Raw genomic sequence first — 26,170 nt, 5'->3', positions numbered from 1 at the left:
CCACCGGGCAGGCGCAAGCCTGTGTGAGGGCCGGCACGCACTCACTTGCCGGAGAACCGGTAGCCGACGCCGCGCACGGTTTGTAACAGGTTCTCGTGCCCGGTCTGCTCCAGCGCCTTGCGCAGCCGACGCACATGCACATCCACCGTGCGCTCTTCGACATACACCCGGTCGCCCCAGACCTGGTCCAGGAGCTGCGAGCGGCTGAAGGCGCGGTCCGCATGGGTCATGAAGAAGTGCAGCAACCGGTACTCCGTGGGCGCGATGTCGATGGACCGGCCGTCGGCGCTGACCCGATGGCTCACGTTGTCGATGGTGAGCCCGCCGATCTCGATCTCGTCGGAGAGCTCGCCCGGGCGCGCCCGCCGCAGTACGGCGTTGACGCGGGCGACCATCTCCCGCGGCGAGAAGGGCTTGGTGATGTAGTCGTCGGCACCGGTGTCGAGGCCCTTGACGCGGTCTTCTTCCTCGCCGCGGGCAGACACCATGATGATGGGCATCGCGCGGGTCCTCGGGTTCTGCTTGAGCTGCTCGGCAAGCTCTAGGCCCGAGCGGCCGGGCAGCATCCAGTCGAGCAGCACCAGATCCGGGTTCTCCGCGAGCAGCTTGCGGGCGTCGTCCGCGTGACCCGCTTCGAGCACGCGAAAGCCGCCCTCCTCCAGTGCGAAGCGGATCACTTCGCGGATGTCAGGCTCGTCATCGACGATCAGTACAGTGGCCATAGCGCCCCCAACAGCAGCTCTTCCGCCGGCGCAGCAAGACTTTGCTTTCCGGGGACCGCGATTCTATTGCCGTCCCGTTACGGATAGGTTACCCACGCGCCGGCAGGCGCATTTAAGTAGGGCCGAGGAGATCCTCCTAACGAGGCTTCGCCTCGGACCGACGTGTCGTGCTCATCGGGATCGGGATCGGGATCGGTTGGCACTCGGGTCGGTCCCGATCCCGACGCGCCTCGCCAGTCCGACGCCCAGTTGAAACTCGACCCATCCGCAAACATTCCGCGCCGTCGAGCAATCTAGGCCCTCGGCCCTCGGCCCTCGGCCCTCGGCAACGACGCCGTCAACCAGGCTCGTCGCGGTAGTCGATACCCCGTGCCGCGAGCCAGGTGCGAAAGCGCTCGATCTTGGTGTCAAGCGAGCACGTGGGCGGCAAAGCGTCCAGATAGTGCCCGAAGGCGACGCGGAGCTCGGTCTGCTCCGCGTCTTCGAGCGCCGCCCAGTCGCGCCGCGGGCTGTCTTGTTGCATGCTGACCTCCGGAAGCAGAGATGGGACGAATCGCAATCCCGCAGTCATGGGCAGGGCGTATTCTGACGGCATCGTTGCGGGGCAGGGAATGCTGCCTTGCCGCCGGGGCGCACGCCCCATCAGGGTGCATGCAGCCCGGTTTGGCGGCGGTATTGCCGTCGCGGCCGATGCTGCGGCAGCGCTGATCATCCTAAATTGCTTGGGGGCGCCAAATGTTTGCAGATGAGTCAAGTTTCATGACCACACGGCGCTTGCAGGCAAAAGGGCCGAGGGCCGACGGCCAAGGGAGCCCTCCTCGGCCCGCGGCCCTCGGCCCTCGGCCCTTGGTTCAATGCGGCAACGAGCGGGCTGCGAGCCCTGGTTGGTCTCCCGCTCTGCCTCGCTAGAAAGAGCGGTAGGCGTTTCTCCAACCCGCGCAGGGCTCAAGGATCATGGATTTCTCGCTGCATTTCATGGGTGTCGGCAATGCCCGCGCCGTCGCCCTCGGCTCATCCGCCGCCGTGCTGGAGGCGGGCGGTGCGCCGCTGCTGCTCATCGACTGCGGCCCGGCGACGCTGGACGCGTTCACTGCCGCCTATGGCGGGCTGCCGCCGGCCGTTTTCGTCACCCACGCGCACCTGGACCACATCGGCGGTCTGGAAGGACTCTACTACCAACTCGCCACCACCGCGGGCGCACCGCTGGTGAAGCTCTACGTGCCGACACCGCTGGTGGCGGTGCTACAAAGCCGCCTCGCGGTGTACCCGAACCTGCTGGCCGAGGGCGGCAGCAATTTCTGGGACGTATTCCACCTGGTGCCGGTGTCGGAGCGCTTCTGGCACCGCGGCCTGAGCTTCACGGCCTTTCCGGTGCGCCACCACGAGCACCTCGGCGCCTTCGGGCTCGCGTTGGAGGGTGTGTTCCTGTATTCCGGCGATACGCGCCCGATCCCCGAGGTCCTGAATCGCTACGCCGCGCGCGGCGAGTGGATCTTTCACGACTGCGGCCTGCACGGCAATCCGTCCCATACGGGCCTGGACGACCTGAAGCGCGAATACAAGCCCGAGCAACTGGCGCGCATGGTGCTGTATCACTACGAATCCTCTGAGGTCGGCACGGAGCTCGCGGCAAGCGGGCTGCGCGTCGCCGAACCTGGCGTGCGGTTTGCTTTGAACGATAAGCCGGATCTAAAGCCCGCACGGCTACTGCCGGAGCCGAGGCAGCGACAAGATGGCTCGACGGCGCCGAATGTCGGCAGATGAGTCGGATTGAGGGCCGAGGGCCGAGGTCCAAGGCAGACCTCCTCGGCCCTTGGCCCTTGGCCCTTTGGTAAGCGCCGGCTGACCGGCGCCGCCAAGTAGCACTGTGCGGTTGTCGACAGCCGCCCAAACAAGATGACGGAGATTGCGATGGCGCAGAGCGATGACCTCACGACCGACCTCGCCCTCGAGGGCGACCGGCGCACCGTATTCCACGGCAAGATCGTGGATGTGGGCCTGGAGCGCGTGCGACTGCCCACCGGGCGCGACGTGGAGCTGGAGGTGATTCGCCACCCGGGCGGGGCCGCCGCCGTGGCCATCGACGACCGCGGCCGCGTCTGCCTGCTGCGCCAGTATCGTTACGTCGCGGGCGGCTGGCTGTGGGAGCTGCCGGCGGGCAAGATCGACCCGGGCGAGGTCCCCGCCGCCACCGCCGAGCGCGAGCTCGCCGAGGAGGCGGGCCTCATGGCCGCGAGCTGGGACTCGCTGGGCCTCATGCACTCCTCACCGGGAGTGTTCGCCGAGGTGATCCACCTGTTCCTCGCCCGAGGCCTGAGCGAGGTGAACTTAGGCCACGACGCGGACGAGGTCATTGAGGTGCACTGGTTGCCGCTGACCGATGCGCTGACCCGCTGCGACGATGGCTCCATCACCGACGCCAAGACGCTGATCGGCCTTTACCGCGCCGATGCGGTGCTGCGTTCCGGCGTGCCGGAGACGGCGGGTTGGACTGACGTGCGGGCCCGACCGGCGCGATGACGCATCAAGCCGGGGGCAAAGGACCAAGGGCCTTTCCTTGGCCCTCGGCCCTCGGCCCTCGGCCCTGAGCTGCGCCACCAGCGCGAGCTAATGCGCGACGGATTCGCGCAGGTCGACAAGCGCTTCGAAGCCGGACAGCAGGACATGCGCGAGCTGCAGCGGCGCATGGACCGCTTCATGCTCTGGTCCTTTGCGACGACGGTCGCCGTCGGCGGCGTGGTCGTGAGCCTGATCAGGTTCTGAAACCCCTGACGCGGCGCGGCTTGCAGCGCCGCGGGCTTTACCCCTCCATCGCCCGCGCCAGCGGCCGGTATTGCAACCCATAGAGCATTTCCAGATAGCGCCGGGTCTCGGCGCGCTCCAGGTCGGTCACGTACTTCCAGAAGCCGTAGACGCGCGCCAGCGTCATCATGCGCTCGGCATACAGGCGCCAGGTGTAGCGGGACTCGATGCGCTCCAGCGCCGCGGACGAGCAGCGCGGCCAGAGCCCCGGGTCGGCCGCGGTCTGCCGCAGAAACTCGGCGATGGTCTCGGCCGACACATCGCCATGGTTCGGGTCGATGTGAAAGCCCGACACGCCGTCCTCGATGATCTCCAACGGCCCGCCGAAGCAGGTGGCGAAGGTGGGCAAGCCGCAGCTCATGGCCTCGATAACCGTGAGCCCGAAGGCCTCGAACAGCGCCGGCTGCACGAAGGCGCCGCGGCGGTCGGCGATGCAGCGGTACAGCTCGCCGGCGAGCTGCTTTTCCAGGTGCACGCCGAGCCAGCGGACTTGGCCGTCCAGGCCGTGGCGGCTCATCAGGTCGTGCATGATGCCGATCTGCTCGCGCTCCTCGTCGTCGCCGGAGCGCGCGGCATCCACGTGCCCGCCCACCACCACCAGGTCCGCAAGCTCGCGCAGCGCCGGCGAGCGGCCGTACCAGTCCACGAGCCCGGTGACGTTCTTGATCCGATCGAGCCGCGCCATGGTGAAGAGCAGCGGCTTGTCGCGGCGCGCGAGCACGCCGCGGGTGTCGCCTCGGCGCTCGCCGCCGTAAATCAGCTCTTCGATCTCCGGGTGCAGGTGCTTGAGCCTGCGCTCATCGGCCGTGTAGGGAAAATAGATGTCCTCGTTGGCGCCCGGCGAGACGATGTTGAACTTGGGGTCGTAGACATCGACGCCGGCGACCACGCGATAGAGCCCCGGCATCGTGAAGCGCGCATAGCTCTCGTACTGGCCGACGCTGTCGTCGGTGCCGGCGATCTCCTGGTAGGTGCTGGTGATGATGAAGTCGGCCGTGTTCATCGCGATGATATCGGCCGTGAACTGCGCGGAGAAATGGTAGCGGTCCTCGTTGTCGCGCCAGTACAGGTCGGAGTACAGGTACTTGGTCTTTTCCAGCGCGTGGGCGACATTGCATTGGCTTACCTTGAGCCGCTGCGACATCAACGACGCCACCAAATTGCCGTCGGAATAGTTGCCGATAATCAGATCCGGCCGGCCGCCGAGCTCCGCGAGCAGCTCGCGCTCGGCGTCCAGCGCATAGCGCTCGAGATACGGCCAGAGATGAAAGCGCGACACCCAGTGCTGCAGCTCCTCGCCGGCCGCGTTGCGAAAGGGCACGCGCAGGATCAGCGCATTGCGGGTGCCGGCGATGGGCTCCAGGCGCTGGTTGCAGAGCGTGCCCTGGGCCTCGGGGATGAGCCGGGTCAGCACAATGACGCGGGGCTCGATGTCAATGCCCTGCTCCATCAGGCGCTGGTGCATCTCGCGCTCCAGCGCGCGCACCTGATCCAGGATGTAGACCACTTGGCCGCCCGTGTCCGGGCGGCCGAGCACGTTGGACTGGCCGAACCAGCCGTGCGGCGACAGGATGGCAATGGAGAAGATCATCGGCACGCGGCCGAGAAACTCCTCCAGCGCCCGCGGCGACGGCGCCTCCAGGATGTCCAGCAGCAGGCCCATGGTGTCGCGGATGCGCGCGACATCGGCACCCCAGCCGGGCTCGAAGCCCAGGGTGCGCAGCTCGGTTGCGACGTCCGCATAGGGCGCGTGGGTCGGCCGGCGGCGCAGCGGGATCAAGGCCTGACGCAGCGCGTTGCGCAGCTCCACGACGCTCTTGATGCTCGCGTTCAGCATCAACTGCTGGCCGCGATAGCTGTGCATGCGCAGAAAATGCAAAAGGCGCTGATCGCCCTTGCCGATCTCCTCGAACAGGCGGCTGGAGAGGCGGCGGTTCAGGAACTCTACCCCGCGGCCGATGGACTCCGCCTCCTGCAGCTTGTATTGGTCGCGGTAGAAGGGCGCGAGGTCGATCTCCAGCCCGAACGGGTCCTCGTTGCCGCCGGTGGCCAGGTGCTCCTTGAAGCCCAGGTACTCGGTCACGCTCACCTGCTGCAGGTCCATGGCCTCCAGGTGGATGCGCAGATAGTCCCAGCGCGCGACGCGGCGGCGCAGCGCGAGATAGATCCAGGACGCGTCGATGGCCGCCTCCTCGCAGCGGCGGAGCATCGCCGTCAGGGGGGTCTCGCCGAGCCCGGGCTCATCGGCCTCGAGGTAGTCGGCGGCATCGGTGAGATCGCTGCGGAGCAGAAACGGCCGCCCGAGGCCGATGATGTGGTGCAGCACCCGATGGGCCTGGCTGCGGTGCTCCGCGAGATAGGCGGCGAGCGCCGGGACCTGTACGTTCGGGACGTCGGCTTCCATAAGGTTACCCCTCAGAGTCCAAAGCGCCGCGCGAAGTCGGCGTAAATGACGGGATCATCGATGACGGCACCGCGCCGGCTCACGATGGCGGACGCAAACGCCTGCGCGTGGGACAGCGTCTCGCCGAGCGGCCAGCCATGCAGCAGCCCGAGGATCAGCACCGCCGCAAAGCCGTCGCCGGCGCCGACCGCATCCACCACCTGCACGGCGGCACCGGGCCGGACGCGGGCGAGGCTGCCGTCGGCGGCGAGCCCGAAGGCGCCGTGCTCCCCGAGCGTGACCACGACCAGCTCCAAGCCGTGGCGCTCGACGAAGGCCGCGGCGCGGGCCTCGGCATCGTCTCCGGCCGGGGCGAGCAGCGCGAGCTCGTCCGCGTTGAGCTTGACCCAGCGCGCGCCGTCGAGCAGCGCGCGCACGCCGGCTTGCGTCCACCAGGGCGCGCGCAGGTTCACGTCCATGAACACCGCGTCGGTCTCCCCCCGCAACACCGCCAGCGCCGTCGCCGAGGCCGCCTGCCGCGTCGCCAGCGTGCCGTGGTAGAGCAGCGTGCCCGCCGGGATACTCGGCAGCGCCGCGGCGTCGATGCAGTCGTACGCACTGTCGGCGACGATGTCGTAGCTCGGCTCGCCGGCGGCGAGGCTCACCTCGACCCGCCCGGTCGGATGCTTCGCGTCGCGCTGCAACGCCGCCAGCGTCATGCCGTGGGCGCGCATCGCCGAGCCGATCTGCTCGCCGAGTGCATCGTCGCCGACGCGGCTCACGAACAGCGGCGCCGCACCGAGCGCCGCCAGGTGCCAGGCGACGTTGAAGGGCGCGCCGCCGAGCACCCGGGCGCCGTCGGGGAAACAGTCGAACAACGCCTCGCCGAAGACGACGGGCGGCAGGTTTGGATCAAAGGGCATGGCGATCTCGCGTGGCGGGCTCAACGGACATGCTAGGGACGCCCGGGTTGCCCTGCAAGGCCGGGGCCCGCCGCGCGCGACAGCCCCCCGTCGGCCGCAAGCCCCCTGCGCTGCTTGCCTTATCGGTGCTTTGCGGGCTTGGGCACTGGCCGATGCTGTAAGGCCCGAACGGCGAGGATGAGCCGATGGTCGGCGGAGGACCTAGGCGCGTGAGACGGCCGCACACAGCGCTTGTCGCCATCGCTGCGGCATCGAGCCGCAGCAAGGGCGAGCTGTGCAGCGCGGCCTCGGGCGGGATTTACCAAGTCAGCGTGCGGGTGTCCGGCGCAAACAGTGCGCCGCCGGTCAGCTCCGGATTGCCCGTCTCCGTGCCCTCCAGCAAGTCCGCCTCCGCGACGCCGTAGTGCTTCATGCACATCGGGCAGACGATGATCTTGGCGCCTGCGCCCATCAGCTCCGTGAGCAAGCCTTGGTGCATGCCGAAGCGCGCGCTGCCCTGCTTCGCGGCGATGAACACACCGCGGTCGTTCAGGAACACCGTCAGCGGATGGCCGCGCTGCAGTTGGTTCTTGCCGAACGCCAGCGCCATGTGCGCCCGGTGCGGGTCGTCGGTAACGAGATTGATGAAGAGCGGCGCGGCGTCGGCCGCCGGCTCCTCGGCCACCGCGCTCGCGGCGAAGCCGGCGAGCAGCGCGGCGAGCAGGACGAGGAGCAAGGCAGATTTCGGCAGGACGGTTCTGGTCATGGGTCCGGTCTCCAGACAGGATGGTGAAAAGTCATCGGGCGAGCGCCGCCGTAATTCGGCGGCGGCGTGACTATCGCGCCGCGCCCGCTAGGGGGCAATGCCCCCGGGCGGGTGCGGCGGATTCTGCGCGCGGGCGCGGCTCAGCGCTCCGGGGAGTCCGGCGCTCGGTGGATCGGCGCTGATCAGCCGTCGCCAGCATCCGTGGCGGTCCGCCGGACCAGCCCGCAGACGCGAGCCAGGCCCGCATAGCCGCCGGCCAGCGCGAGCGGCACGGCCGCGAGCGTCGGCCCGAAGCGCTGGCCGGTGTGCCTACGGTTGGACCGAGGCGGGGGCAGAGGCGCCGGAGCTGGACCCGGGGCGTCGGAGCGGGTCGGGCCAGATCCGCCGGGGGCTGCGCGCAGCGAGTGATGCGCGGTCACGATCTCGCGCCAAAAGTCCATAATCGACAACGAGGCCGAACACCGCTTGCCTGCGACACGGCCGGACGACCCTATGGACCACGCGCACCCGGACCATGCGCACCTGACCGGCCCACGCCACGTCGCCGAAGTAGCGCCCGCGCAGCTAGTCGAAGTCATCGCGGACAGAACGCCGGCAATTCGAAGCGCAAGAGGGGCTGACGGCCGCGGGAGGTTCCGGCAAGCGTCCGATAGGTGAGGCTGAGCGGACGCCCGTTTCTCGGGTCAGGGGCGGCCGCAACCGGCCACTTCCTGCCACTCAGCCAAGTCGCGTGAGCGGCAGGTCAACGCGCATTGCCGTCACCCACAACTCTGAGCCCAAGCGCGTGATTACGACCCGTTCCAGAACTTGGTGGTTCGTCAGTCTGGGTCCGCAGACAAGTGGGAAGCGGACACTCGCCTTGGCAATGCCTTACCTATACCGCAGCCGGAATTGAAGCCGATGCGGTGATACATCCAGAAACGCAATGGTTTCCACGAATAGATCGGTCCTTGGAACTTTGCTCTTCTCTCACCTAGTTCCCCACCTGCGCATCGCTCAGGTGACGGCCTTACTCAATCCCTCCCGCTCAAGGTATAAGAGGAGTTCCTCCTTAGTGCACGGAGTGGACTCAAAGTGCTTCCGTGCAGCCTCCAAGAGCGCACCGACTTCAGGCCCCGGCTTGACATTCAACGACTCTATGATGTCCCGTCCCGTGATTGGCACAATCAGACTGTCCTCGTCGAGTAGTGTCTTCTCAATCAGACGAGTGGCTTCATACTCAAAGTCGAATCCATCCTCTAGCAGCTCAATTTGCTTTCGCCAGCGATCTAAGTGTCGCCTCCGAAAGACAACGGTATTCATAGCATCGCGTCCAAGTCGGTATTTTGCGTTGTCGATGAGACGATCAAATGTTGCTGCTGGCCGGGTACGCTCAAGGCGGCGAAGCCACTCCTCGACATGCATCGCCGCACCGTCGCCGTCGGCCTCAATGCGCCGCACGACCTCGTCGATTCCCTTGAGGAAGTCGCTCGCCTCGGCGACCAAGCGCTCGTAGCAACTTCGCCACTGACCATCATCGCGCGGAATAGCGGTTCCGCAGGCCTTTCGGCGCCAAACTTCTGCAGCTGTCCGAGCCGCCTGATCTGAGTCCGCGAAACCGAGATTATGATGAAGTTCTGTGCGCAGGCACCTTACTAACTCGACGTGCATTTCAGACGCTTCTCGATCTACTAATGAGTAGGCATAGCCAAGCTGTCGAAGCAACGTGAGGCTGACACGACCGGCCTCGAAGTAGAGGCAATAGAGCCACGAGGTTGCCCTAATGAAGCCCGGCTCGGGACTGGCTGGATCCGGTAACGTCACATGAAGTTCGTCGAATGCGGGGCGAGCGAGCAAGGTTCGGGACAGGTTATTTACGCATTGGTAGTAGCGGAGGACGCTTTCAAAATTCATCGTCCACCTCCTCTCCGCCTTAGAGGTTCGGCAACAGGGCCAATGTAGTTGAAAGCGATATGGAATCCGCCGGGAATGCCACCACCACGCCTAAGTTCAAGCAGAGGGAAGTCTCGTTGGAGGAGTTCGATCTCCAACCCGATTTCTTCGACTCGGACTCGCGATCTGCCTTTTCCACGGTCATCGCCAGTCACTCGGCCATGAAAGACACGCGGTGTTCCTTCGGAGTCAGTCCACAGGTGGTGGCGTACGATCCGACGAGGGTCGCTGAAGGATGTCTCTTGCTCCAGTGAGCGCCAGATCTCGCGGGCAGTATTTCCCTGCCCCAGACGCCACATCAGGACGGCGCGGAGATACTCGGTCCTAGGATCGCCGAGAGCACCTTCTGATCCGGCAAGGAGATCAAGCAACTCCAAAAGGCTGTGCAGCTCGTCGTCAGAGCCGGGAATTGGTGAGCGCTCACCACCGAAGAGGTAGGTTCCTGTCGCTCCGATCCATTTGGCTCGGAAAAGATACCTCAGACAACGAGCATCCTCTCGGACCGCGGTCTGGTGCTGAGCCATGAAAGAAACGACAGATTGAGCGCGAGCGCGTTCCTCGTCGCTCGCCGACCCTTGGCCCCAGAGCGTGCCACCCACACCTCTGGCCCGCAGCAACACACCCGCGCGGGATCCCATGCTCTCAAGAGCCTCAAGAGCTTGTTGCTCCAGCGCATTGTCATTGATCGTTCGGGCAACCTTGACGCGGCGTGTTTGGAAGAACTCGCTCTGGTCGGGATCGAGTTGGCCGACGTCAACACGCTCCAGCCTATCCCAGATATCAGCGATCAGCTCTGCTCGCCGTTCGGGCGGCCACGCACCCTCCTCAAGCAGACGGGCGGGGCTCCAGAGACTTACGTCGATTGCATGGTACGTTTCCGCTGCATACACGGCACTCCGAGTCGAGTCTCTTGCAGCCTCGTAGAACTGCCACACTTCGTCAGCAGAAGCCCCTGACTTCAGTTGCTGGACCGCGCGAAAGCCGTAGATCGCGGCGCGCTCAACCTTGAGGTTCGCGCACGCACGTCGAAGCCCTCGGCTGTTGCTCCCGCCAAACTGGTCGAGTGCAAGATCGACTACTTGTCGTGCTTCCTCCAGGATAGCCGCCGGATCGACTTCCGGCATTGGCGGTGAATCGCGGAACACGCGCCGACGGAGAGTTGCCTCCTCCAGCATTAGCCCAGGATCCGTCACTCCGCGCTTGGTCCTCATCTCGGTCAACGCGCGGGCGATTTCTAAATAGTAAGCTGCGTACCTAGACCCGAATGGACCATCTGGACCGAGCTTGTGAACAAGGTCCATTACGAAGCGTCGCTCGCAGTTGTCGTACGAGTTCGGATTTGCGCTCTCAAGCAACTTTATTGCCACTTCTGCTTCGGCACGTGCAGTCCCTAAGCGCCGAGCCGAGATGAGATCGGCTTCGATCTGAAGACGAGGATGCACGAACACGTCATCCTCATCGTTGGCGCTCCATCGGAAAAGGTCGATTCCGGAAAACAACGTCCAGATATCTACGCGGCTTTCGCTACCACCGACGGCACGCATCAACAAAGCCACAGGCACCGGGCAATCTAGCTTGCCCGGCATCATCACGTAGTCGATGGCCTTTGACGCCGAGTCGCTCATGGCACCCAGAAACTCGTCCAGCCGCTGGTCCAGGAGCACCTTCGGATCGACGAGACCAGCATCGAGAAGCGCGTTCCCCAGCGCTCCGGGGAGTTTCGGCCTACCTTTTCTTTGGGCGGTTCCCCGAGAGCGAAGACCGTCTTCGGCAACACGAGCCTCGCGGGCAAGTCCAGCAGCTATTCTTGGACGCACATCTGGAAGCATCCGATATACCGCCGGCAACAGATACCTTGACCTTTTGGCCTCAAACGGCGACCCAGTTCGTTCTTGAAGGATACGCGCTAGAGCCTCTGCCTCTTCGTCGTCCAAGTAAGCAGGTACCTCCAAGAGGTAACTCTTGCCGGTCTCGCCGGTCGCTTGGTCGATGATGCGGTAGGCGCTGCCGACCACCACTACGCGGCGCCCACGGCTTCGGAAACCACGAACTAGGTCGCGATATCGCGAAACTGGCGCGTTAGCGTCGCATATCACCAACGTCGCTTCGGCACCCGCGTCCTCAGCGCGCAGGCAGAACTCATCTAGTTCGTCGACTGCCGGCAGCCGTGAGACCCTGCTCGCCAAAAGCACTGGATAGCGCCGTTCATCCCGTACTCTGAACGCGAGCCGGGCCAAAGCAATGCTCTTGCCGGCACCAGACTGACCATGGATGAATACGGGTTCCGACTTTTGTCCGACTTCAGCCAGGGCCTTAATCGTCCGCTTCCGGAGCTCTCCCTCGAAGGTACGCTCGATCGCGAATCCTCGGCGGACTCCTTCGATCAACCGGCGAGCTTCCTCTACGTGGCCATGAAAACGCCGGAATTCCTCGTAGGTCGCGTCGCTGCCCAGCGGAAAAAGGGGAGCCAACAATGTGTCGTCGATGATAGTCGCTGCGGCGGACGTCTTGAGCCGTGTCGCTGGTTCGATTTCGAGCAGCTTGTCGCGGATGGTGATCGCGTCTCCCGCCCCAATCGCACGAACGCCATCGATATCGATCTTGTTTGCGAGAGCAAGCGATCGGATGGCCGTTGAGAGGCGCTCGGAGAGAAAGGTCACGGGGCCTTCCGGTCCCGCAAGCTCCTGAAGTAGCTCCGATTCATAGTCCGCAGCTTCCTGGTCCCATCCGAACCAGAACACTTGCCCGGAAGTGAACGCGGACAGAACACCGTAAAGCGCTTCTCCAGCCAACCAATCGCGGCCACAGGCGAACCCATCAATCGCCAGAACGCCGAGAGGTGTGGTGGTCTCGACAATGCGCGACAGGAGAGGGGTGGCTTGCAAGGCAGTACGCCGCCGAAGTTCCTGTACGCTCTTAGGTGGCGCCTCGCTTGGGTTCGGCTCACCCGCTCGACCGAAAAGGTAGGTCAGATTCAGATTTCGCCTATGGCGTGGTGCAGTTGGGTTGTCGAGCGTGCTAAGGACGGCCTCGACATCTCGGCCGCCAAAGCGGAGCGCGCGAGAGATTGCAGGGTCGATGCCGGTGGTAAAGACCGCATTCAGCGGGAGCCTCGATATAGCCTCAAACCACTCGGCTTCGGCTTGATGCAGGTACGTATCTGCGAGCCAGTCGAAAAAATCGTCGTCAAGTGGGTCGGCCGTCAGCAGTGACGGCATTCCGGCGAGCGCAGCCTCAGCAGTGTAGCGATCGCATCGCTTCAGCGCGGCAACCAACATGGGATCAGGCCTTGAACCGCTGCGCCATGCGTCTTGACCAAGAAGAACGACTAGCGGACGACCTTCGTTGATGGCATCCGCGAGTCTATCCAATTGCCGTGTGGCACTCATAATGCTATTTTGACTATTCTATTCATCGCCATCTCCCAACAACCCAACATGTATCTGAGTGCTCTGGCGCTGTTCTAGCATCCACTTTTCGACCACGGGGAGGTAAGGCTCCAACGGCCAACCGCCTTGGAGCACGGGACAACCCCGCTTTGCGCCATCTCGTAAGGTGATTTGCCACTCATCAGCTAGCCATAAATGATTTCTGGCTTCCGGGCCAGGACAACGGAGGATGCCGTCATTTCGGACTGTGAAGCGGTAATCCAGGCCACGGAGGCCGCTCGTTCAACCGCCGGAATTCCGGGAATTCCCGCGACAGTATACGCAATCGGAGGGCCTGCCGAGTGTCGGCTGTCCACTCTACTGCGGACCTCGGCCAGCAAAGCATCGGTGCCTAACATCGGCCGTACAGGGTGGCTCACAGGGTTGACTGCGACAGGCCGCAACGCGTCCTTTGCGGTCAGTCAGCCCGTGAGCCTCAGTGGCAGCAATGGGTCGAAAGCTGCCCTCTGGCACTGGGTCGCCGACGGGCAGGTATCGGCCAAAAAGAGGCACTCGGCGGCAGGTGTCCAGTGCCTGCGATCTTCTCTTCGGCGGTCGTGTCCGTTGCTCAGGTGTCCAGCGGCACGACTACGCCGATTCCGAACTGCCGGAAATGCTCATCGAAAGCGAAGGCGGTCGTGATGCCCAAGCGTTCCATGATGACGCGACTGGTGCAGTCGGTGAAGCTCCAGCCTTTGTCCGAAAATCGTCGAAAGCTTTTCCAAGCCTGCTCGACATCTTCGCGAGTCACCCAGTGCAGATCAGCCAGCGACTTCTCAAGGAGTGCGGCTCAAGGAGTGCGGCGCCCGCCCGTAGCGCGCGTTCGCGCTCGCCTCTGACCAGAAGCAGCGTCAGCAACTCATCGAGTACGTAATCGGTTGTGACCAGCGGTCGATCGTTCTGTCGCAGCCATTGATCCGCGCGAGCGTGGTCGCGGTCGCTCGGAACGAAGGCGGCGAACCACGCGCCGGTGTCGACGAACACCGCCTGGGAGCGGTGCATCATCACCGATCCTCGCCGTAGAGCACGCGGTCATGGTCCCGATTCGAGAACCCATCGACGGGAGATCGGCTCGGGAGACTGGCCATCTCGTCCAAGAGATGTTCCAGAGCCGTCCTATTCGGGTTCACCTTCTGGCTCGGCTCCGGTTCAGGGTCGCGCAGGGACCGCGCGATGACCTCGATCAGGCGCACCCGCTCCGCCGTCGGCAGGCGTCGGACAGCGTCTTCGATCTCGGCGATGTCTACGTCCATCGTTGTACCCTGCAAACTGGTGGTGGGTTGGTTTGTGGCCATCCTGCTTGACAGATCGATCCGGTGCAAGTCGCTCACCGGCGCGCAAGGCGCTGGCTGCGGGCTGGGGCGGAACGCCCGACCTTGGCCAGGAGCCCGTGGGGCGACCGGGCGGGCTTGCTGCTGAACGGCGCCGGGTCGGCAAGAGCGCTTTCCGGCGATCAGGAGTCGGCGTTCGGGGCGATCCTCTGCCTCGCCGGCGGCGCCGGCGTTGGCGCGTGCGCGCCCCGCAATGTAAAAGCGGTAAGCCTTTACCTGCAAGCGGTAGGCGCAGACCGGACTTTACATAACGGGGATGTCAAGCATCCCGAACAGCAGCCGCCCCCGCAAGATGGTCGCGCACCGCGCGGACGAAGGCTTCTGCCTGTGACAGCAACTCCCTGGCATCCTGCGGCTCAACCTCGCCGCCCGTATAGTCGGCGAGCAGCCGAACTTCTTCTGCGCGATTGAGCATCCGACCCAGTTCCCTCGGCAAGCGCCCGGTCTTGATCAGCCGGAGACCGAAGGCCGCGATGAGGCCGTTGTGGGTACGTGCGGGTTCAGGCGGGGTCTCGTCGGCGAGCGCAGCACGCGCCGCATCGAACATGGCGTAGTAGGCTCGATTGCAGGCGCCGTCCGTATCGCCGGCATCGAGCAACAGGCGCGCCGAATCCAGCGCCCGAGCGGCCTTCTGCATCAACTGCGTCGCGTGCTGTGATTGGGTCACAGCCGCACGCCCTCGCGGGCGATGTTCTTCAGCAGAGCAGGATTGGCGTGTTGGTCCGGGTTCGCCCACTCGTCTTCCCAGATGGGAAGCGGTTGGATGCGAATTCCGGTCTCGAGCAAGACATCGAAGGCCTCATCTGCCATGGCCAGCTTGGTTGGCAGCAGGCGCTCGTGGCTTCCGCGGAGCAGCACGGCGACATCGGCGTCGCTATGCCGCGCGTGATCACCACGTGCGCGACTGCCGAAGAGCATCATCTCCTCGACGTCGTACTTGGCCCCGATCCTCTCGGCGAAAAGGCGCAAGGCGACTGCGGTCGCGGCATCAAGGTCCGCGTTGGGTTTGAGGATCATGGCGGGCTTTGTCCTGTCCAGGGCGTCGGGCAGATTGATCGTGATCGTCGTCATCCGCGGCTGCCGTGGGCTGGCGCTCGCCAGAGGTGCCATTGGACCGATGATAGCGGAGCCGAACCCTGTCGTCGCAATAGCGCGCGGAACCGAGCCCGACGTACCGGGCGTTTGCCCCGCGCGGTTACCTCCCGGATCGTCGCTCTGCTCCGGCGTCCGCGCCGCGGCCAGCGGACCGGCACGGATAGCGCCACACCGCTCTGGTCGCCCGGCAGTCGTGGATGGCCCTGTGGCCGGCGCCGCCGCCAATGTCTCGCCTCCACGAGCTGGCGCCGCAGCTCGCGTAGCTCCCGTAGCTCGTTGCCCTGGTCCTCGATGCGCCCGATTGCGCTGGTCGGCGATGGCCTTCGCATCCCGGACCTCGGTGTGCGTCTGCGCGTCCTGGTCCAGGAAGACGGTGCGCATCGGTCAGCGTTGTGCGGCTGCCGCCTGGCCGGCTGGAGGCCTTCCAGCAATGGCCGGAGCTGTTCGGCCCACCTCGGCATGGTTTCAGGCGGCCGGTCCGCGAGCGACGGCGGCATAGCCGCCGGCCAGCACGAGCAGCACCGCGACGAGCATGGGCCCGAAGGGTTGATCCAGCGCCAGGGCGGCGGCGAAGCTGACAAGATAGCCGACCACGCCGAGGGCGGCTGACCCGGCGAGCGTCCAGCGCCAGCTCGGCGCGCTGCGAAACGCGATCCAGGCCGGCACGAGCACCAGCGCGAAGGCGGCCATGAGCCCCATGCTCGCGGTGCCGATGGCCATGCCGGCGGCGGCGAGCAGGTCGAAGCCGAGCTGCCAGCGCCGCACCGGGTAGCCGTTGGCGGCGTCGTGCTGCGGCAAGAGCCGGGCGCGCAGCAGGCGCGGCATGAGCCAGGGCAGGATGAGCGCCGTCATGCCCCCGAGCAGCGCGGCGGCGATGAGGTCCGCCGGGCCGGCGAAGTAGAGCTGGCCGTCGATGAGCGCGCGGCCGAGCTGCTCGCCGACCTCGGTGTTGGCGCCGATGAGCAGGAGCGCCGCCCAGCCGCCGAGAATCATGAAGCCATAGACGGCGTTGCCCTGGCCGCCGCCGGCGCCCTTGGCGATGGCCGCCGCCCCGGCGGCAGCAACACCGCCCGCCACCGCCGGCAGGCCGAACGCCAGCCCGAGCAGCGCACCGGCGGCGGCCAGGTGCGCGAAGCCGAGCGCGGCGAGCCATTCGTCGCGCAGCATCAGCACGGCGCCCAGCACCGGCAGCACGGCGGCGAGCAGCAGGCCGTCGATGAGCGCGAGGCGAAACAGCGGGTCGAACAGCTCGCTCAGCACCACGGCTGGATCTCCAGCACGCGGGTGCAGTGGGCGTCCAGAAAGGCCCGCTCGTGGCTCACCAGCAGCACGGCACGGTCCTGCCGGCGCGCCGCGAGCAGGTCGCCGAGCAGCGCGGTATGCAGCGGGTCCAGGTTGTTGGTGGGCTCGTCCAGCAGCACCAGGCGCGCGGCGCCGGCCAGCGCCGCCCAGATGGAAAGCAACTGGTGCTGGCCGCCGCTGATGCGGTCCAGCCGCTGCGCCGCCGCGGCGGCGAGCGTCGGCGGCAGGCCTGCCGCATCGGCGCCGGCGACGCCCAGCAGCTCCCGGCCCGTGACCGGCAGCGGGGCGAGCCGCACCGGCACCTGGGTCTGCATCGCCAGCGTGAGCCCCGGCGCGCGCTCGACGCGCCCGGCGAACACCCGCGCCTGCCCGGCGACGGCCGCGAACAGCGTGGACTTGCCGCAGCCGTTGGCGCCCCAGAGACCGACGATGTCGCCGGCCCCGAGGCTCAGCGACACCGGCCCCACCACCGGCTGTGACCAGCCGGCGATGAGGCCGTCCAGGGCGAGCAACGGCTCCATGCCGAGTTGCTCAGCGCGCCGCCGCGATGGCCGCGACCCAGCGCTCGATGTGGCGCAGGTAGCCGTCACCGTCGGCGTCCACCGGCGGCGACAGCGGCAGTGTCGCCACCGGCCAGCCGAGGTCGCGGGCGAGCTTCTGCGGCGCCTTCGGCGACTGATACGGCGCGTGGATGATGACGCCGTCTTGGCCGCGCAGCTTGGCCGTCAGCTCGCGCAGATGCCGCCCACTCGGCGGCACGCCGGGCACGGCCTCAATGGTGCCGAGCAGCGGCACGTCGAAGCGATCCAGCAGATACACCGCATCCCGGTGGTAGAGCACCACGCCGGGCGCGCCGGCGAGCCGGCCCTGCCAGTCCGGCACCCGCTCGGCGACGGCCGCGCTGAGGCGCTCGGCGTTGTTGCGGTAGCTCGCGGCGTTGCCGGGGTCGAGCCGGGCCATGCGCTCGCCCAGCGCCTCGGCCACCTGCGCCATGCGCACCGGGTCCAGGTCCACGTGCGGATTGCCCGCCGGGTGCACGTCGCCCATGGCGCGGTCCGCGGCGCCGCCGGCATCGAGCAGCGGCACCTGCGCCGCGGCCTCGAAGTAGCCCTCGCGGCCCGGCAGGATGGCGGGGTTCGCCGCGCTCGCGCTCGCCGCCGGCAGCCAACCGACCTCCAGCTCCGCGCCGACGGCCACGATGAGATCCGCCCCGCGCAGGGCCGAGATCATGCTCGGCTTGGCCTGCAGCGCATGCAGGTCCCGATCCGGCCCGGCCAGCACGGTGAGCGTCGCGTCCGGCGCCACCGCACGCACCAGCGCGCCCATGCTCGGGCTCGTCGCCACCACGTCCAGCGCCAGCACCGGCGCTGCCAGCAGCAGCCAGGCCAGCGCGCCCATAAAGCATCGTTTCATCTTCGATCCCCGTTACAAGCAGCCTTTGTCAGGCGCGCCCAGCGGCGCACCACCGTCGGAGTGCGAAGTAACGGAGTACGGAGTACGGCCCCCCGTACTTCGTACTCCGTACCCCGTATTTCCTAAAACTCATGCGCCCCATGACTCCCCAAGCTCACCAAGAACTGGAGATAGAACGCGTTGAAGCGCTCGCGCTCGTCCTCGGCGACGAGGATGTCGTTGTAGGCGTACTGCGCGCGGAGCTGCGAGAACTCCGACAGGTTCCAAGTGATGTCCGCGGTCCAGCGGTCCGAGCTGCCGAAGCTCGCGCTGCGCCCGCCGCTGACCTCGTTGGTGAGCCCGAGCACGTCGTAGCGCAGCCCCGCCTTCCACTTCGGCAGGAAGCCGTAGGTGGCCTGGGCGTAGAGGCCGTCGGTGGTGAAGGTGCGGCCGCTGCCGATCTGCTCCGGATGGGCGCTGGAGCGCACGGTCAGGTCCTTGATGGAGCGCAGGTACTCGGTCTGGAAGGTGAAATCGCCCTGGCCGTAGGCGCCGCCGCCATCGTACTTGTAGACGAGGTCGATGCCCCAGAGGTCCGCGTTGCCGGCGAGGCCGGTCTCGTGCACGATCTCGGTCACGCCGTGATCGTGGTCGTGGCCATGATCGTCGTGCTCATGCCCGTGCTCCTCGTCGTGGTCGCCCTCGTGCACCGCGTGCGTGTGGGTATGAGAGGCCTGATGCTGCTCCGCGTGGGCGTAGGACACGCCGAGCTGGAGCGCCTGGTTGCGCCCGAGCTCCGGGGCGATCTTCGCGAAGGCGGTAAAGAGCCGCGGCCCGGTGTTGGTGCTGCCGAGGTTCAGCTCGTCCTGGTCGGTATCGCCGAGCGTCGCACCGAAGACCTCCTGGTTGCCCTGGAGCGCCTCGCCGCCGATGAGGGCATAGAAGGGCAGGTCCGGCAGCCAGGTGAGCTGCAAGCCGGTGTCCTGGAGGCCGTGAAAACCCAGCAGGTTCAGATACGGCAGGTTCTGGTCCACAAAATCCCAAGCGTGCGGATGCTGGCGATTGATGTAGCCGAAGTCGCTCAGGAACTTGCCGCCCTTCACCCGCAGGCCGTAGGGCAGCGCGCGGGTCTGGAAGTACGCCTCTTCCAGGTTCACGTTGCCGTCGCCGTCGATGGAGATGTACGTCGCCGCGTCGAAGTACGGGTCCACAGTGGCCGTGAAGGACAGCTCCGCCTCGCGGAAGTTGAAGCCGTTCTCGGCGGTGGCGTGCGCATGGCCGCCGTCGCCATGATCGTGCCCATCATCTCCGTGGTCGTGGGCATGGCCGCCGCCGCCGGCCTGGAAGGCCGCGCCCACCAGCGCGGCGCCGTTGCCGTCGTCGCTGTCGTCTTGGTAGAAGTTGCCGTCCAGGATCACCGCGATCTGCGGGTTGAAGGCATTCGCCGAGGTCACTGCATCGAACAGCCCGGCGCTGCGGCTGCCGGCGGGCGCCGGGGCCGCCGCCTGCGATTGCGCACGCAGCACCCGCGGCGCCGTCAGGGGCAGCGACAGCGCATCGGCGCCTGCCGCCTGGCGGGCCGCATCGGCGGCCTGCTCGGCGTCGGACAGGCGCGACTCCAGCGCCCGGATGCGGCTCTCGTACTGGCGCTGCATGGCAGCGACCTCGGCACGCAGCGTTGCGAGATCGGCGTCGCCGGCGGCAATCGCGGCGACCGGGGACAACAGGGCGCCGAGCAGGGCGCCCCGCGACAGGGACTGTTTCATTGCATGCACTCCGAATGATAAAGGCAGGGCCGTCCGGCGCAGGCGCGACGCCTAGGGCGCGCCGCTTGCGCGTGATTGCCCTTGCCGTGTGATCGCGTGTATCGGCGCTGCTCGGGCCGGCGACATGGCCGCCCGGGTGGGCCTCGGCTGCGCTCAGGTGTGATGCGGCGGCGCGCGGGCGGAGTGCGGATTGAAGGTGGCGCGCAGGCGCGGCCACGGGCGCAGCAGTGCGACCGGCTGCGGCGACAGCGGCTTGGAGCACATTGGAACGCTGGGCAGCGCCGTGCCGAGTCCGGCGCCCAGCGACGCCCCGACGACGCAGACCTCACACGCGGCCTCGTCCCCATGCCCGAGATGCTCGACGCCGTGGGCGGCGAGCAGCGTCTGGGCAAGCACCAGCGCACAGGCCAGCAACAGCCCCAGGAGCGGGGCGTTTCGCGCGCAACGGCAGAGCGGGACAGCGCCTTGGGGCACGAGTGAGGTGTTCCAGCCGAGTGAGAGCGACGACGTTATACCATAGCGCTCACAAATGCCGCATGTGGCAATTTCGCTACGCGATCCCGAGCCGGCGGCGCGCAGCAGTATCGCCCGGCGATCTCATGCAGCGGTGGCGGACAACAGCTTGAACAGGCACAGGCACAGCACCTCCTCGGTCAGTGCCGCCAGCCGCCAGCCGCCAGCCGCCAGCCGCCAGCCAGCGGCGCGGCGGCTCGGTCGCGGCGATTTGCCGTACTCGCGGCGGTCGGGGTCGTTCTCGGGCCGGTTGCGGGGGCGGATCGAGGGCGGCGAGCAAGTAGGCGAACATCGGCGCCCGCGGCTGGCCGAAGAAGCGTGCCGCCGCGGTTGTGCCGTCAGGTCGGCGGATGAAGTAGTTGTGCACGGCGGTGAGCACGTCGCGTTTGCGGTTGCTCAGGCGGTGCTTGTCGCGGTGATGCAGGGCGAGTTGGCCATTGCGCCCTTCGACGCAGGAGCTGCTGCGTTGGAGGAGATCGGCACACTCGGCCGCTCGCGCACGCTGAAGCAAACCCCCGGCTCCGCCGGGCCAGTGCCGCCCGGGCGTCAGCCGCCCGCGCGACGCAGCCCGAGAAAGGCCACGAGCAGCCCCGGGTGGGCGGCCCCCAAGGCGCGGCGTCGGCCGACATCGTCCGGCGCGCGCGCGAGCGCGAGCGCGGCGCGATACGCTGTCGCGCGGCCCGGGTCGGACACCCTCTGGTCGGCAGGCACCTCCGCGGCCAGGCCCGGCTCGACGAGCAGGCACCAAGCGGGGAAGTCCGCGGTCTCCAGGGGCGGTGCCGATCCCGCCGGCGGGTCCAGATCGCAGAACGCGACCCAGTGCGCGGCGAGCCGCGGGTCCGGGAAGTCGCCGGCTGCAAGCAGGCGCTCCGCCGTGTCAGGATAGGCCCAGCAGAGGGCAAACCAGTCGCCGAGGGCCGCTCGATGGTCCCCGCTCAGCCGACAGGCCCGTCCGTGGCGCTCAAGCAGCACCGGCTCGTCGGACCAGCCGGGCTCCGCTTCAACCGCCGCCCGGACGTCCGGCCAGCGGCCGAGCCACGCCAGCGCATGGCTTGCGTGCAGCCGCGGCGCAGCAGGGTCGAAGTCCGAGCCGTCCGCGGCATCGGCCAGCTCCGCCCAGAGCAGCGCGAGGCAGTCGCGGGCCCGCCGGCCCAGCAGCCGCTCGGCGGTGGGGGTGATGGCATCGATCGCGTGCAACAGGGCCGCCGCGCCGACGCGGGACGCGTCCGGACCGGTGTGGCGAGCCGTTGGATCCAGCGTGTCGATCAGGTGCTGCCAGTCGCCGAGCCGGGCGTGCGCCGGCGCGAGCCCGCGGAGCCTGTCGCAGGCGTCGCGGGCGGCGCCGAAACGCCGCGCCAGCAACGCCTCGCGGAGTGTCTCTTCGGCCACCACGGCGCCGCTGTCGTAGAACAAGTCGAGCTGCCGGCGATCCGGCGGCGGCGCGTACAGGGTGGCCAGCGCACGCTGCAAGGCCGGGCTCGGGCCGACATGCAGGGGGGCAGCGTCATCGCCCCAGCGACGGTAATCGGTCGGGGCGCCGACCAGGCCGGCGCAGCGGGCCTGCTCCTCGGCTCGCTGCAACAGCACCAGCGTGTCCGCTAGCTGCAGCCGCAGCGCATCCTCCAGCACCGCCCGCTGGCCCAGGCGCCAGGCCTCGTAGTCCGGATACGCGAGCGCCCCCGCGGCGAGCAGGAGCTCCAGCGGCTCTAGGCGCTGCTGTTCCAGAATCAAGCGCTCGATGAGGCTCGCAAGCTCAGCGGCGGACGACGCGGACGGATCGATCGGCATGGGGCGGGTGGGGCGGCTGGGGAGGCGTTGCTGCGAGGCTGATGGGCGCTTTCCGGCGGGCTTCGGCGCTAGATTGCTTGACGGCATCAGATGGTTGCAGGTGCATTGGTTGCAGATGCATCAGGTTGCTTGACGACAGGGCGCTTGAGCGCAAAAGGGCCGAGGGCCAAAGGAGCCCGCCTCGGCCCTCGGCCCCTAGGCGATTGCCGGAAATAAACGTCCCGACTGGCGCAGGATTTTCGTCCGCCTTCAAGGAGCGGCAGCGGGTGCATAGTCGAACTATGCACCCGCTGCCGCGACGCAGAAGGCGGGCGAAAAGACAAGCCAGGCCGTATGTTTTTTGACAGAAATCGCCTTAACCCTTCCGGTCTGAGGCGCTGCCCGCTAGTTTAGTACCAAGCCGCGCGAGCCTCACCCGGCGCAACCGAGCTGCTGCATCACCTCGGCGAGCATCTGGCGGGCGGCGGCGAAGTCGAGCTGGTCGATGCGCCCGCCGACAATGGCGAGGCGCCCGCGCAGGTGTTGGTCCCGCACCCGGGCTCGCAGCGCGGCGAAGTGCGGCTTGGCGCCTGGGTCATGCCCGGCGAGCATGGCGTCCAGGGCGCGTGCCGCCTCGCACAGGTCCGCGTCGTCCCCGGTCGGCGCTGGGCCCGTGTCGCCGCTTGGTCCGGGCGCGTCGGAGCGCCCGGCAAGCATGTCGATGGCCGTGCCCAGCTCGCCCAGCGCCTGCTGCAGCGCGTAGATAGACGCCTGCGGGTCGGCGCCGGGCTGGTTCAGCAGGTGCTCCAGCGCCCGAGCCCGCTCCCCCAGGTATAGCGCACCCAGGTTCAGTGCGAGCCCCGCCAGCGTATGGGCCTCACGCGCGGCCTCCGCCGCGTTGCCCGCGGTCGCCAGGGCCGCGATGCGGGTCGCGGTCTCGCGGTGCTCCGCGTGGAGCTCCCGCAGCAGCCGCAGATGCCGCGCGGGGTCGCCACCGGCGCGCTCCAGCCCGTGCGCCAGGTCCATGCCCGGCAGTGATGCGGGCTGGCCGTTGCCGTCATTGCTCGGGGCCGTCGGACTCGGCGGCCGGGGTTGGGTCCCGGGTTCGGCACAGGGCTCCGCGGTTGGCGGGTCCGCCGGCGACCAGTGCCGCAGCGTGCGGAACAGCAAGGATACGTCGATGGGCTTGGTGATGTAGTCGTCCATGCCGGCGGCAAGGCAGCTCGCGCGTTCGCCCGCCCCGGCGTGCGCGGTCATCGCGATGACGGGGAGCGATGTGAGACCAAGCTCGGTGCGAATGCGGCGGGTGGTCTCGTAGCCGTCCAGCACGGGCATCTGCACGTCCATGAGCACGAGGTCGTAGGCATCGGCGCCGGCGGCGCGCAGGCGATGCAGCGCCTGCGCACCGTTGTCGGTGATATCGACGGCGGCGCCCGCGCCTAGGAGCAGCCCGGCGGCGATCTCCTGGTTCAGCGGCTGGTCTTCCACCACCAGAGCGCGCACGCCGTCGAGCTCGCGGGCGCCGGGCACGGCGTCCTGCGTGCGCAGGTCGGCGAGGGCCTCGGCCGCCGCACGCTCGAAGCGCAGCGCGAAGTGGAAGCGACTGCCCCGGCCGGGCTCGGTCTCCACCTCGATGCGACCGCCCATCTGCTGCACCAGCCGCTGCGAGATCGTGAGTCCGAGCCCGGTGCCGCCAAAGCGGCGCGTAATCGACGCGTCCGCCTGGGTGAACGGCTGGAACAGCCGCGCGAGCTGGTCCGGCGCGATGCCGATGCCGGTGTCCTCGATGCTGAACCGCAGCAGCACCCAGTCGCGGCCCAGCGGCTCCGGATGCACGCACAACCGCACCGCCCCCGTGTGCGTGAACTTAACGGCGTTGGCAAGCAGGTTGGCCAGCACCTGGCGGAGCCGGCCCGCATCGCCCAGCAGATGCAGGTCCGGTGCGCCGGGGCAGTCCAGCTCCAGCGCGAGCCCCTTGCGCGCGGCGCTCAGCTCGACCAGGCCGCGGACCTCGGTCAGGAGCGCATCGAGACCGAACGGCGCCAGATCGAGCTCCAGCCGGTTGGCTTCGATCTTCGAGAAGTCCAGGATGTCGCGGATGATGTCCATCAGCGCCCGCGAGGCCTGATCGATCTTGCGCAGGTGCTCGCGCTGCTGTGCCGCGAGCCGCGTGCGCCCGAGCAGATGCGCGAAGCCGATGATGGCGTTCATCGGCGTGCGGATCTCGTGGCTCATGTTGGCCAGGAACTCGGACTTGGCGCGGTTGGCCGCGTCCGCCTTGTGCTCCGCCTCGCGCCGCACCGCGGCCTCTTCGCGCAACTGCTCGTTCGACGCGCGCAGCTCCTGCAGGCCGGCGGCGACGCGAGACTCCAGCTCTTCGTTCAACTGGTTCAGCTTGCGATTGGATTCCGCGAGCGCCGCCCGGGCGCGCGCCTGCGCCCGGCGCTTCTTCGCCTCGCTCAGGTAGAAGCCGTCCGAGATCGCAAACGCCAGGATGATCGCCACCCAGGCCGAGCCGATCTCCGTGGACCAGGTGGTGAAGAAGCTGCTCGGCAGCACCCCCCAGGCCATGAGCGAATAGACCAGCATGCCCATCACCGCCACCGTCCAGGCCAGCACATAGTAGCGGGCGGGGCGATAGCCCATCAGGCTCACCTTGATGCCCGCCGGGATGAACATCACCAGCGCAAACACCAGCGCGATGGCGTATTTGATGGCCCACTCGTAGGGGCCGACCAGCGCCAGCGCGGCGCCGAACAGCGCCACCCAGCGCAGCGGACGCAGCACCCGATCCAGGCCCGGCGTATTGCGGTACGTTTTCAGCAGCGAGCGGGTCAGCAGCAGGCCGAACAAATAGCTGCACGCGATGAAGAACGGCAGGTTGACGTTGGCCCACCAGGTGTTGTTTGGCCAGAAATACTGAAATGAGATGCCGTTCAGCGCGAGCTGAAAGCCCATGTAGCTGGACAGAAACAGCACGTACAGCAGCGCGTTGCCATCGCGCACCAGCAGAAAGTGATACAGGTTGTAGACGATGAGCATCAGCAGCAAGCCGTAGTAGGCGGCGAGCACGCTGTATTCACTGGAGATGTGCGTCGTCAGTTGGCGCTGCGAGAGCAGCAGCATGGACAGGTTCATCGCGCTGTCGGTCTCAAAGCGCGCGTACACCAGCAGTGGCTCGCCCGGGTGCAGGTCGAGCGGGAACACGAAGAGCCGCGTATCCAGGGGCCGCGTCGCAAAGGGCGTGCGATCGCCGGTGTCGTAGCGGCGCACGCCCGCCGGCCCCTCGATGAACACCGAGACCCGGTCCAGGAGCGGGTAGGCGATCTCCAAAAAATAGGTCTCGGGCGCGGCCAGGCGGTTCTCCACCCGCAGGCGGGCCCAGATCACGTCGCGGGTGAAGCCGAAGCTCGGCGCATCCGCGGTAGCGGGCGCGAAGCGCATGTCGTGCTCGGGCGAGCGCACGGCGTCGAAGTCGAGCGCGCCGGTGGGGTCGCGCAGCAGGTCCAGGTGCGTGCCGAGCCGGTAGAGGTCCTGCTCCGGGTGGACCTGCGCCGGCGGCGCCCGGGTGGCGTCAAGGGCGCCGGCAGCCGGTCCGGCCAACAGGCCCCAGAGCAGCGCGAGCAGGCAAGCGAGCGCGAGCCCGTGCGGCGTCGGCAAAGGCCGTGTGGCGCGAACAGCGCGGGTTAGCGACGGATCGGCGGCGGCAACGCGCCGAACCATCGCCGCCCTCTCCTCCCTCCGGGTAATGTGCTGCACGCGCTGCGGCCCCGTGCTCTGTTGCGCCCCGCCGGGCAGGATGTCCGGCGATGATTCGTGTATGACCGTTCTGCTTGCATGGTAAACCGGACAGGCTCGAGTTTCGAGCGGGAATTTACGGAACGCTCGGGAAGTCAGCGACTTCGTTCGCGCTGCGAACCGAAAGCCGGCCTCCGATGTCTAGCAAAAAAGTACACGGTTCGCCCAGCGATTGCTGGCGCGCGGCGCTTGATGGAAGAAGGGCGGAGTGCGAAGTGCGAAGTGCGAAGTGCGGAGTGCGAAGTGCGGATGCGGAGTGCGAAGTGCGAAG

Annotated in this window: 23 protein-coding genes; 3 read left to right on the top strand and 20 right to left on the bottom strand. The window is 67.4% G+C overall.

The features are described from left to right. Positions 1-41: 41 nt before the first annotated feature. Both phoB and ML01_RS12565 read right to left on the bottom strand, forming a co-directional pair. Positions 42-722, bottom strand: coding sequence for a phosphate regulon transcriptional regulator PhoB (gene phoB / locus ML01_RS12570; protein WP_058555745.1), 681 nt, complete (start codon positions 720-722; stop codon positions 42-44). A 337-nt stretch (positions 723-1,059) separates the two neighbouring features. Then, positions 1,060-1,245: a hypothetical protein gene (locus tag ML01_RS12565; RefSeq protein ID WP_058555744.1), complete on the bottom strand. Its 186-nt coding sequence runs from the start codon at positions 1,243-1,245 to the stop codon at positions 1,060-1,062. Positions 1,246-1,676: 431 nt separating this feature from the next. Between ML01_RS12565 and ML01_RS12560 the strand changes: the two genes are divergently transcribed. The 3 genes from ML01_RS12560 to ML01_RS28715 all read left to right on the top strand — a co-directional run bounded on the left by ML01_RS12560 (position 1,677) and on the right by ML01_RS28715 (position 3,485). Continuing rightward, positions 1,677-2,486, top strand: a complete 810-nt coding sequence (locus ML01_RS12560; protein ID WP_082674227.1) for an MBL fold metallo-hydrolase — start codon at positions 1,677-1,679, stop codon at positions 2,484-2,486. A gap of 132 nt (positions 2,487-2,618) precedes the next feature. Then, entirely contained in the window at positions 2,619-3,242 is a 624-nt protein-coding gene (locus ML01_RS12555) for an NUDIX hydrolase (protein ID WP_371258213.1), read from the top strand. A gap of 90 nt (positions 3,243-3,332) precedes the next feature. Beyond that, positions 3,333-3,485, top strand: coding sequence for a hypothetical protein (locus tag ML01_RS28715; protein WP_156427694.1), 153 nt, complete (start codon positions 3,333-3,335; stop codon positions 3,483-3,485). A gap of 37 nt (positions 3,486-3,522) precedes the next feature. Here ML01_RS28715 and ML01_RS12550 read toward each other — a convergent pair whose 3' ends face one another. The 18 genes from ML01_RS12550 to ML01_RS12455 all read right to left on the bottom strand — a co-directional run bounded on the left by ML01_RS12550 (position 3,523) and on the right by ML01_RS12455 (position 25,761). After that, complete coding sequence (locus tag ML01_RS12550) at positions 3,523-5,928, bottom strand: sucrose synthase (RefSeq protein ID WP_058555743.1); 2,406 nt, start codon at positions 5,926-5,928, stop codon at positions 3,523-3,525. 11 nt (positions 5,929-5,939) lie between these two features. Continuing rightward, positions 5,940-6,830 carry a PfkB family carbohydrate kinase gene (locus ML01_RS12545; protein WP_058555742.1) on the bottom strand — a complete coding sequence of 297 codons (891 nt, stop codon included), beginning with the start codon at positions 6,828-6,830 and terminating at the stop codon, positions 5,940-5,942. A 298-nt stretch (positions 6,831-7,128) separates the two neighbouring features. After that, the gene (locus ML01_RS12540) at positions 7,129-7,575 is read right to left on the bottom strand and encodes a DsrE family protein (protein ID WP_058555741.1); all 447 of its coding nucleotides are present in this window, start codon (positions 7,573-7,575) and stop codon (positions 7,129-7,131) included. A gap of 996 nt (positions 7,576-8,571) precedes the next feature. Beyond that, the gene (locus ML01_RS28710) at positions 8,572-9,468 is read right to left on the bottom strand and encodes a hypothetical protein (RefSeq protein ID WP_156427693.1); all 897 of its coding nucleotides are present in this window, start codon (positions 9,466-9,468) and stop codon (positions 8,572-8,574) included. After that, positions 9,465-12,896, bottom strand: a complete 3,432-nt coding sequence (locus ML01_RS28705) for a hypothetical protein (protein ID WP_156427692.1) — start codon at positions 12,894-12,896, stop codon at positions 9,465-9,467. Before ML01_RS28705 ends, ML01_RS28710 begins: the two co-directional genes overlap by 4 nt. 607 nt (positions 12,897-13,503) lie before the next feature. Next, positions 13,504-13,686, bottom strand: coding sequence for a type II toxin-antitoxin system VapC family toxin (locus ML01_RS30200; RefSeq protein ID WP_216819169.1), 183 nt, complete (start codon positions 13,684-13,686; stop codon positions 13,504-13,506). Then, positions 13,683-13,940 carry a PIN domain-containing protein gene (locus ML01_RS30195; protein WP_058555734.1) on the bottom strand — a complete coding sequence of 86 codons (258 nt, stop codon included), beginning with the start codon at positions 13,938-13,940 and terminating at the stop codon, positions 13,683-13,685. Before ML01_RS30195 ends, ML01_RS30200 begins: the two co-directional genes overlap by 4 nt. After that, the gene (locus ML01_RS12500; protein ID WP_156427691.1) at positions 13,940-14,188 is read right to left on the bottom strand and encodes a hypothetical protein; all 249 of its coding nucleotides are present in this window, start codon (positions 14,186-14,188) and stop codon (positions 13,940-13,942) included. The genes ML01_RS30195 and ML01_RS12500 overlap by 1 nt, the downstream gene beginning before the upstream one ends. A 337-nt stretch (positions 14,189-14,525) precedes the next feature. Then, positions 14,526-14,903 carry a HEPN domain-containing protein gene (locus ML01_RS12495; protein WP_058555732.1) on the bottom strand — a complete coding sequence of 126 codons (378 nt, stop codon included), beginning with the start codon at positions 14,901-14,903 and terminating at the stop codon, positions 14,526-14,528. A gap of 26 nt (positions 14,904-14,929) precedes the next feature. Continuing rightward, positions 14,930-15,337: a nucleotidyltransferase domain-containing protein gene (locus tag ML01_RS12490; RefSeq protein WP_254045240.1), complete on the bottom strand. Its 408-nt coding sequence runs from the start codon at positions 15,335-15,337 to the stop codon at positions 14,930-14,932. Positions 15,338-15,826: 489 nt separating this feature from the next. Beyond that, on the bottom strand, positions 15,827-16,624 hold the full coding sequence (locus ML01_RS12485) for a metal ABC transporter permease (RefSeq protein ID WP_254045239.1): 798 nt from the start codon (positions 16,622-16,624) through the stop codon (positions 15,827-15,829). Further along, a complete protein-coding gene (locus ML01_RS12480; RefSeq protein ID WP_058555731.1) occupies positions 16,615-17,184 on the bottom strand; it encodes an ATP-binding cassette domain-containing protein in 570 nt (189 codons plus the stop codon). Before ML01_RS12480 ends, ML01_RS12485 begins: the two co-directional genes overlap by 10 nt. A 10-nt stretch (positions 17,185-17,194) precedes the next feature. Further along, positions 17,195-18,076 (bottom strand): metal ABC transporter substrate-binding protein, encoded by an 882-nt coding sequence (locus ML01_RS12475; protein ID WP_058555730.1) that lies wholly within the window; start codon positions 18,074-18,076, stop codon positions 17,195-17,197. A gap of 122 nt (positions 18,077-18,198) precedes the next feature. After that, positions 18,199-19,821 carry a TonB-dependent receptor gene (locus ML01_RS12470; RefSeq protein WP_058555729.1) on the bottom strand — a complete coding sequence of 541 codons (1,623 nt, stop codon included), beginning with the start codon at positions 19,819-19,821 and terminating at the stop codon, positions 18,199-18,201. A 153-nt stretch (positions 19,822-19,974) separates the two neighbouring features. Then, positions 19,975-20,295: a hypothetical protein gene (locus ML01_RS12465; protein ID WP_156427690.1), complete on the bottom strand. Its 321-nt coding sequence runs from the start codon at positions 20,293-20,295 to the stop codon at positions 19,975-19,977. Positions 20,296-20,371: 76 nt separating this feature from the next. Next, positions 20,372-20,845 (bottom strand): DUF6399 domain-containing protein, encoded by a 474-nt coding sequence (locus ML01_RS30575; RefSeq protein ID WP_254045238.1) that lies wholly within the window; start codon positions 20,843-20,845, stop codon positions 20,372-20,374. Positions 20,846-20,880: 35 nt separating this feature from the next. Further along, on the bottom strand, positions 20,881-22,122 hold the full coding sequence (locus ML01_RS12460; protein ID WP_058555727.1) for a hypothetical protein: 1,242 nt from the start codon (positions 22,120-22,122) through the stop codon (positions 20,881-20,883). 411 nt (positions 22,123-22,533) lie between these two features. After that, a complete protein-coding gene (locus ML01_RS12455; protein ID WP_058555726.1) occupies positions 22,534-25,761 on the bottom strand; it encodes a hybrid sensor histidine kinase/response regulator in 3,228 nt (1,075 codons plus the stop codon). Positions 25,762-26,170: the final 409 nt, after the last annotated feature.

Source organism: Thiohalocapsa sp. ML1 (genome assembly GCF_001469165.1).
Taxonomy (GTDB): Bacteria; Pseudomonadota; Gammaproteobacteria; order Chromatiales; family Chromatiaceae; genus Thiohalocapsa.
Note: the sequence above shows the minus strand (reverse complement) of the source record. Positions and strands in the feature narration are given on the sequence as shown.

Excerpts from the sequence above, each read along its gene's own strand:
- ML01_RS12460 (WP_058555727.1), bottom strand. The coding sequence starts at position 22,122 with ATGCCGATCGATCCGTCCGCGTCGTCCGCCGCTGAGCTTGCGAGCCTC.
- ML01_RS12495 (WP_058555732.1), bottom strand. The coding sequence starts at position 14,903 with ATGCAGAAGGCCGCTCGGGCGCTGGATTCGGCGCGCCTGTTGCTCGAT.
- ML01_RS28715 (WP_156427694.1), top strand. The coding sequence starts at position 3,333 with ATGCGCGACGGATTCGCGCAGGTCGACAAGCGCTTCGAAGCCGGACAG.
- ML01_RS12565 (WP_058555744.1), bottom strand. The coding sequence starts at position 1,245 with ATGCAACAAGACAGCCCGCGGCGCGACTGGGCGGCGCTCGAAGACGCG.
- phoB (WP_058555745.1), bottom strand. The coding sequence starts at position 722 with ATGGCCACTGTACTGATCGTCGATGACGAGCCTGACATCCGCGAAGTG.
- ML01_RS12540 (WP_058555741.1), bottom strand. The coding sequence starts at position 7,575 with ATGACCAGAACCGTCCTGCCGAAATCTGCCTTGCTCCTCGTCCTGCTC.
- ML01_RS12480 (WP_058555731.1), bottom strand. The coding sequence starts at position 17,184 with ATGGAGCCGTTGCTCGCCCTGGACGGCCTCATCGCCGGCTGGTCACAG.
- ML01_RS30195 (WP_058555734.1), bottom strand. The coding sequence starts at position 13,940 with ATGATGCACCGCTCCCAGGCGGTGTTCGTCGACACCGGCGCGTGGTTC.
- ML01_RS28710 (WP_156427693.1), bottom strand. The coding sequence starts at position 9,468 with ATGAATTTTGAAAGCGTCCTCCGCTACTACCAATGCGTAAATAACCTG.
- ML01_RS12550 (WP_058555743.1), bottom strand. The coding sequence starts at position 5,928 with ATGGAAGCCGACGTCCCGAACGTACAGGTCCCGGCGCTCGCCGCCTAT.
- ML01_RS12490 (WP_254045240.1), bottom strand. The coding sequence starts at position 15,337 with ATGACGACGATCACGATCAATCTGCCCGACGCCCTGGACAGGACAAAG.
- ML01_RS12560 (WP_082674227.1), top strand. The coding sequence starts at position 1,677 with ATGGATTTCTCGCTGCATTTCATGGGTGTCGGCAATGCCCGCGCCGTC.
- ML01_RS12500 (WP_156427691.1), bottom strand. The coding sequence starts at position 14,188 with ATGGACGTAGACATCGCCGAGATCGAAGACGCTGTCCGACGCCTGCCG.
- ML01_RS12555 (WP_371258213.1), top strand. The coding sequence starts at position 2,619 with ATGACGGAGATTGCGATGGCGCAGAGCGATGACCTCACGACCGACCTC.
- ML01_RS12545 (WP_058555742.1), bottom strand. The coding sequence starts at position 6,830 with ATGCCCTTTGATCCAAACCTGCCGCCCGTCGTCTTCGGCGAGGCGTTG.
- ML01_RS12475 (WP_058555730.1), bottom strand. The coding sequence starts at position 18,076 with ATGAAACGATGCTTTATGGGCGCGCTGGCCTGGCTGCTGCTGGCAGCG.
- ML01_RS12470 (WP_058555729.1), bottom strand. The coding sequence starts at position 19,821 with ATGAAACAGTCCCTGTCGCGGGGCGCCCTGCTCGGCGCCCTGTTGTCC.
- ML01_RS28705 (WP_156427692.1), bottom strand. The coding sequence starts at position 12,896 with ATGAGTGCCACACGGCAATTGGATAGACTCGCGGATGCCATCAACGAA.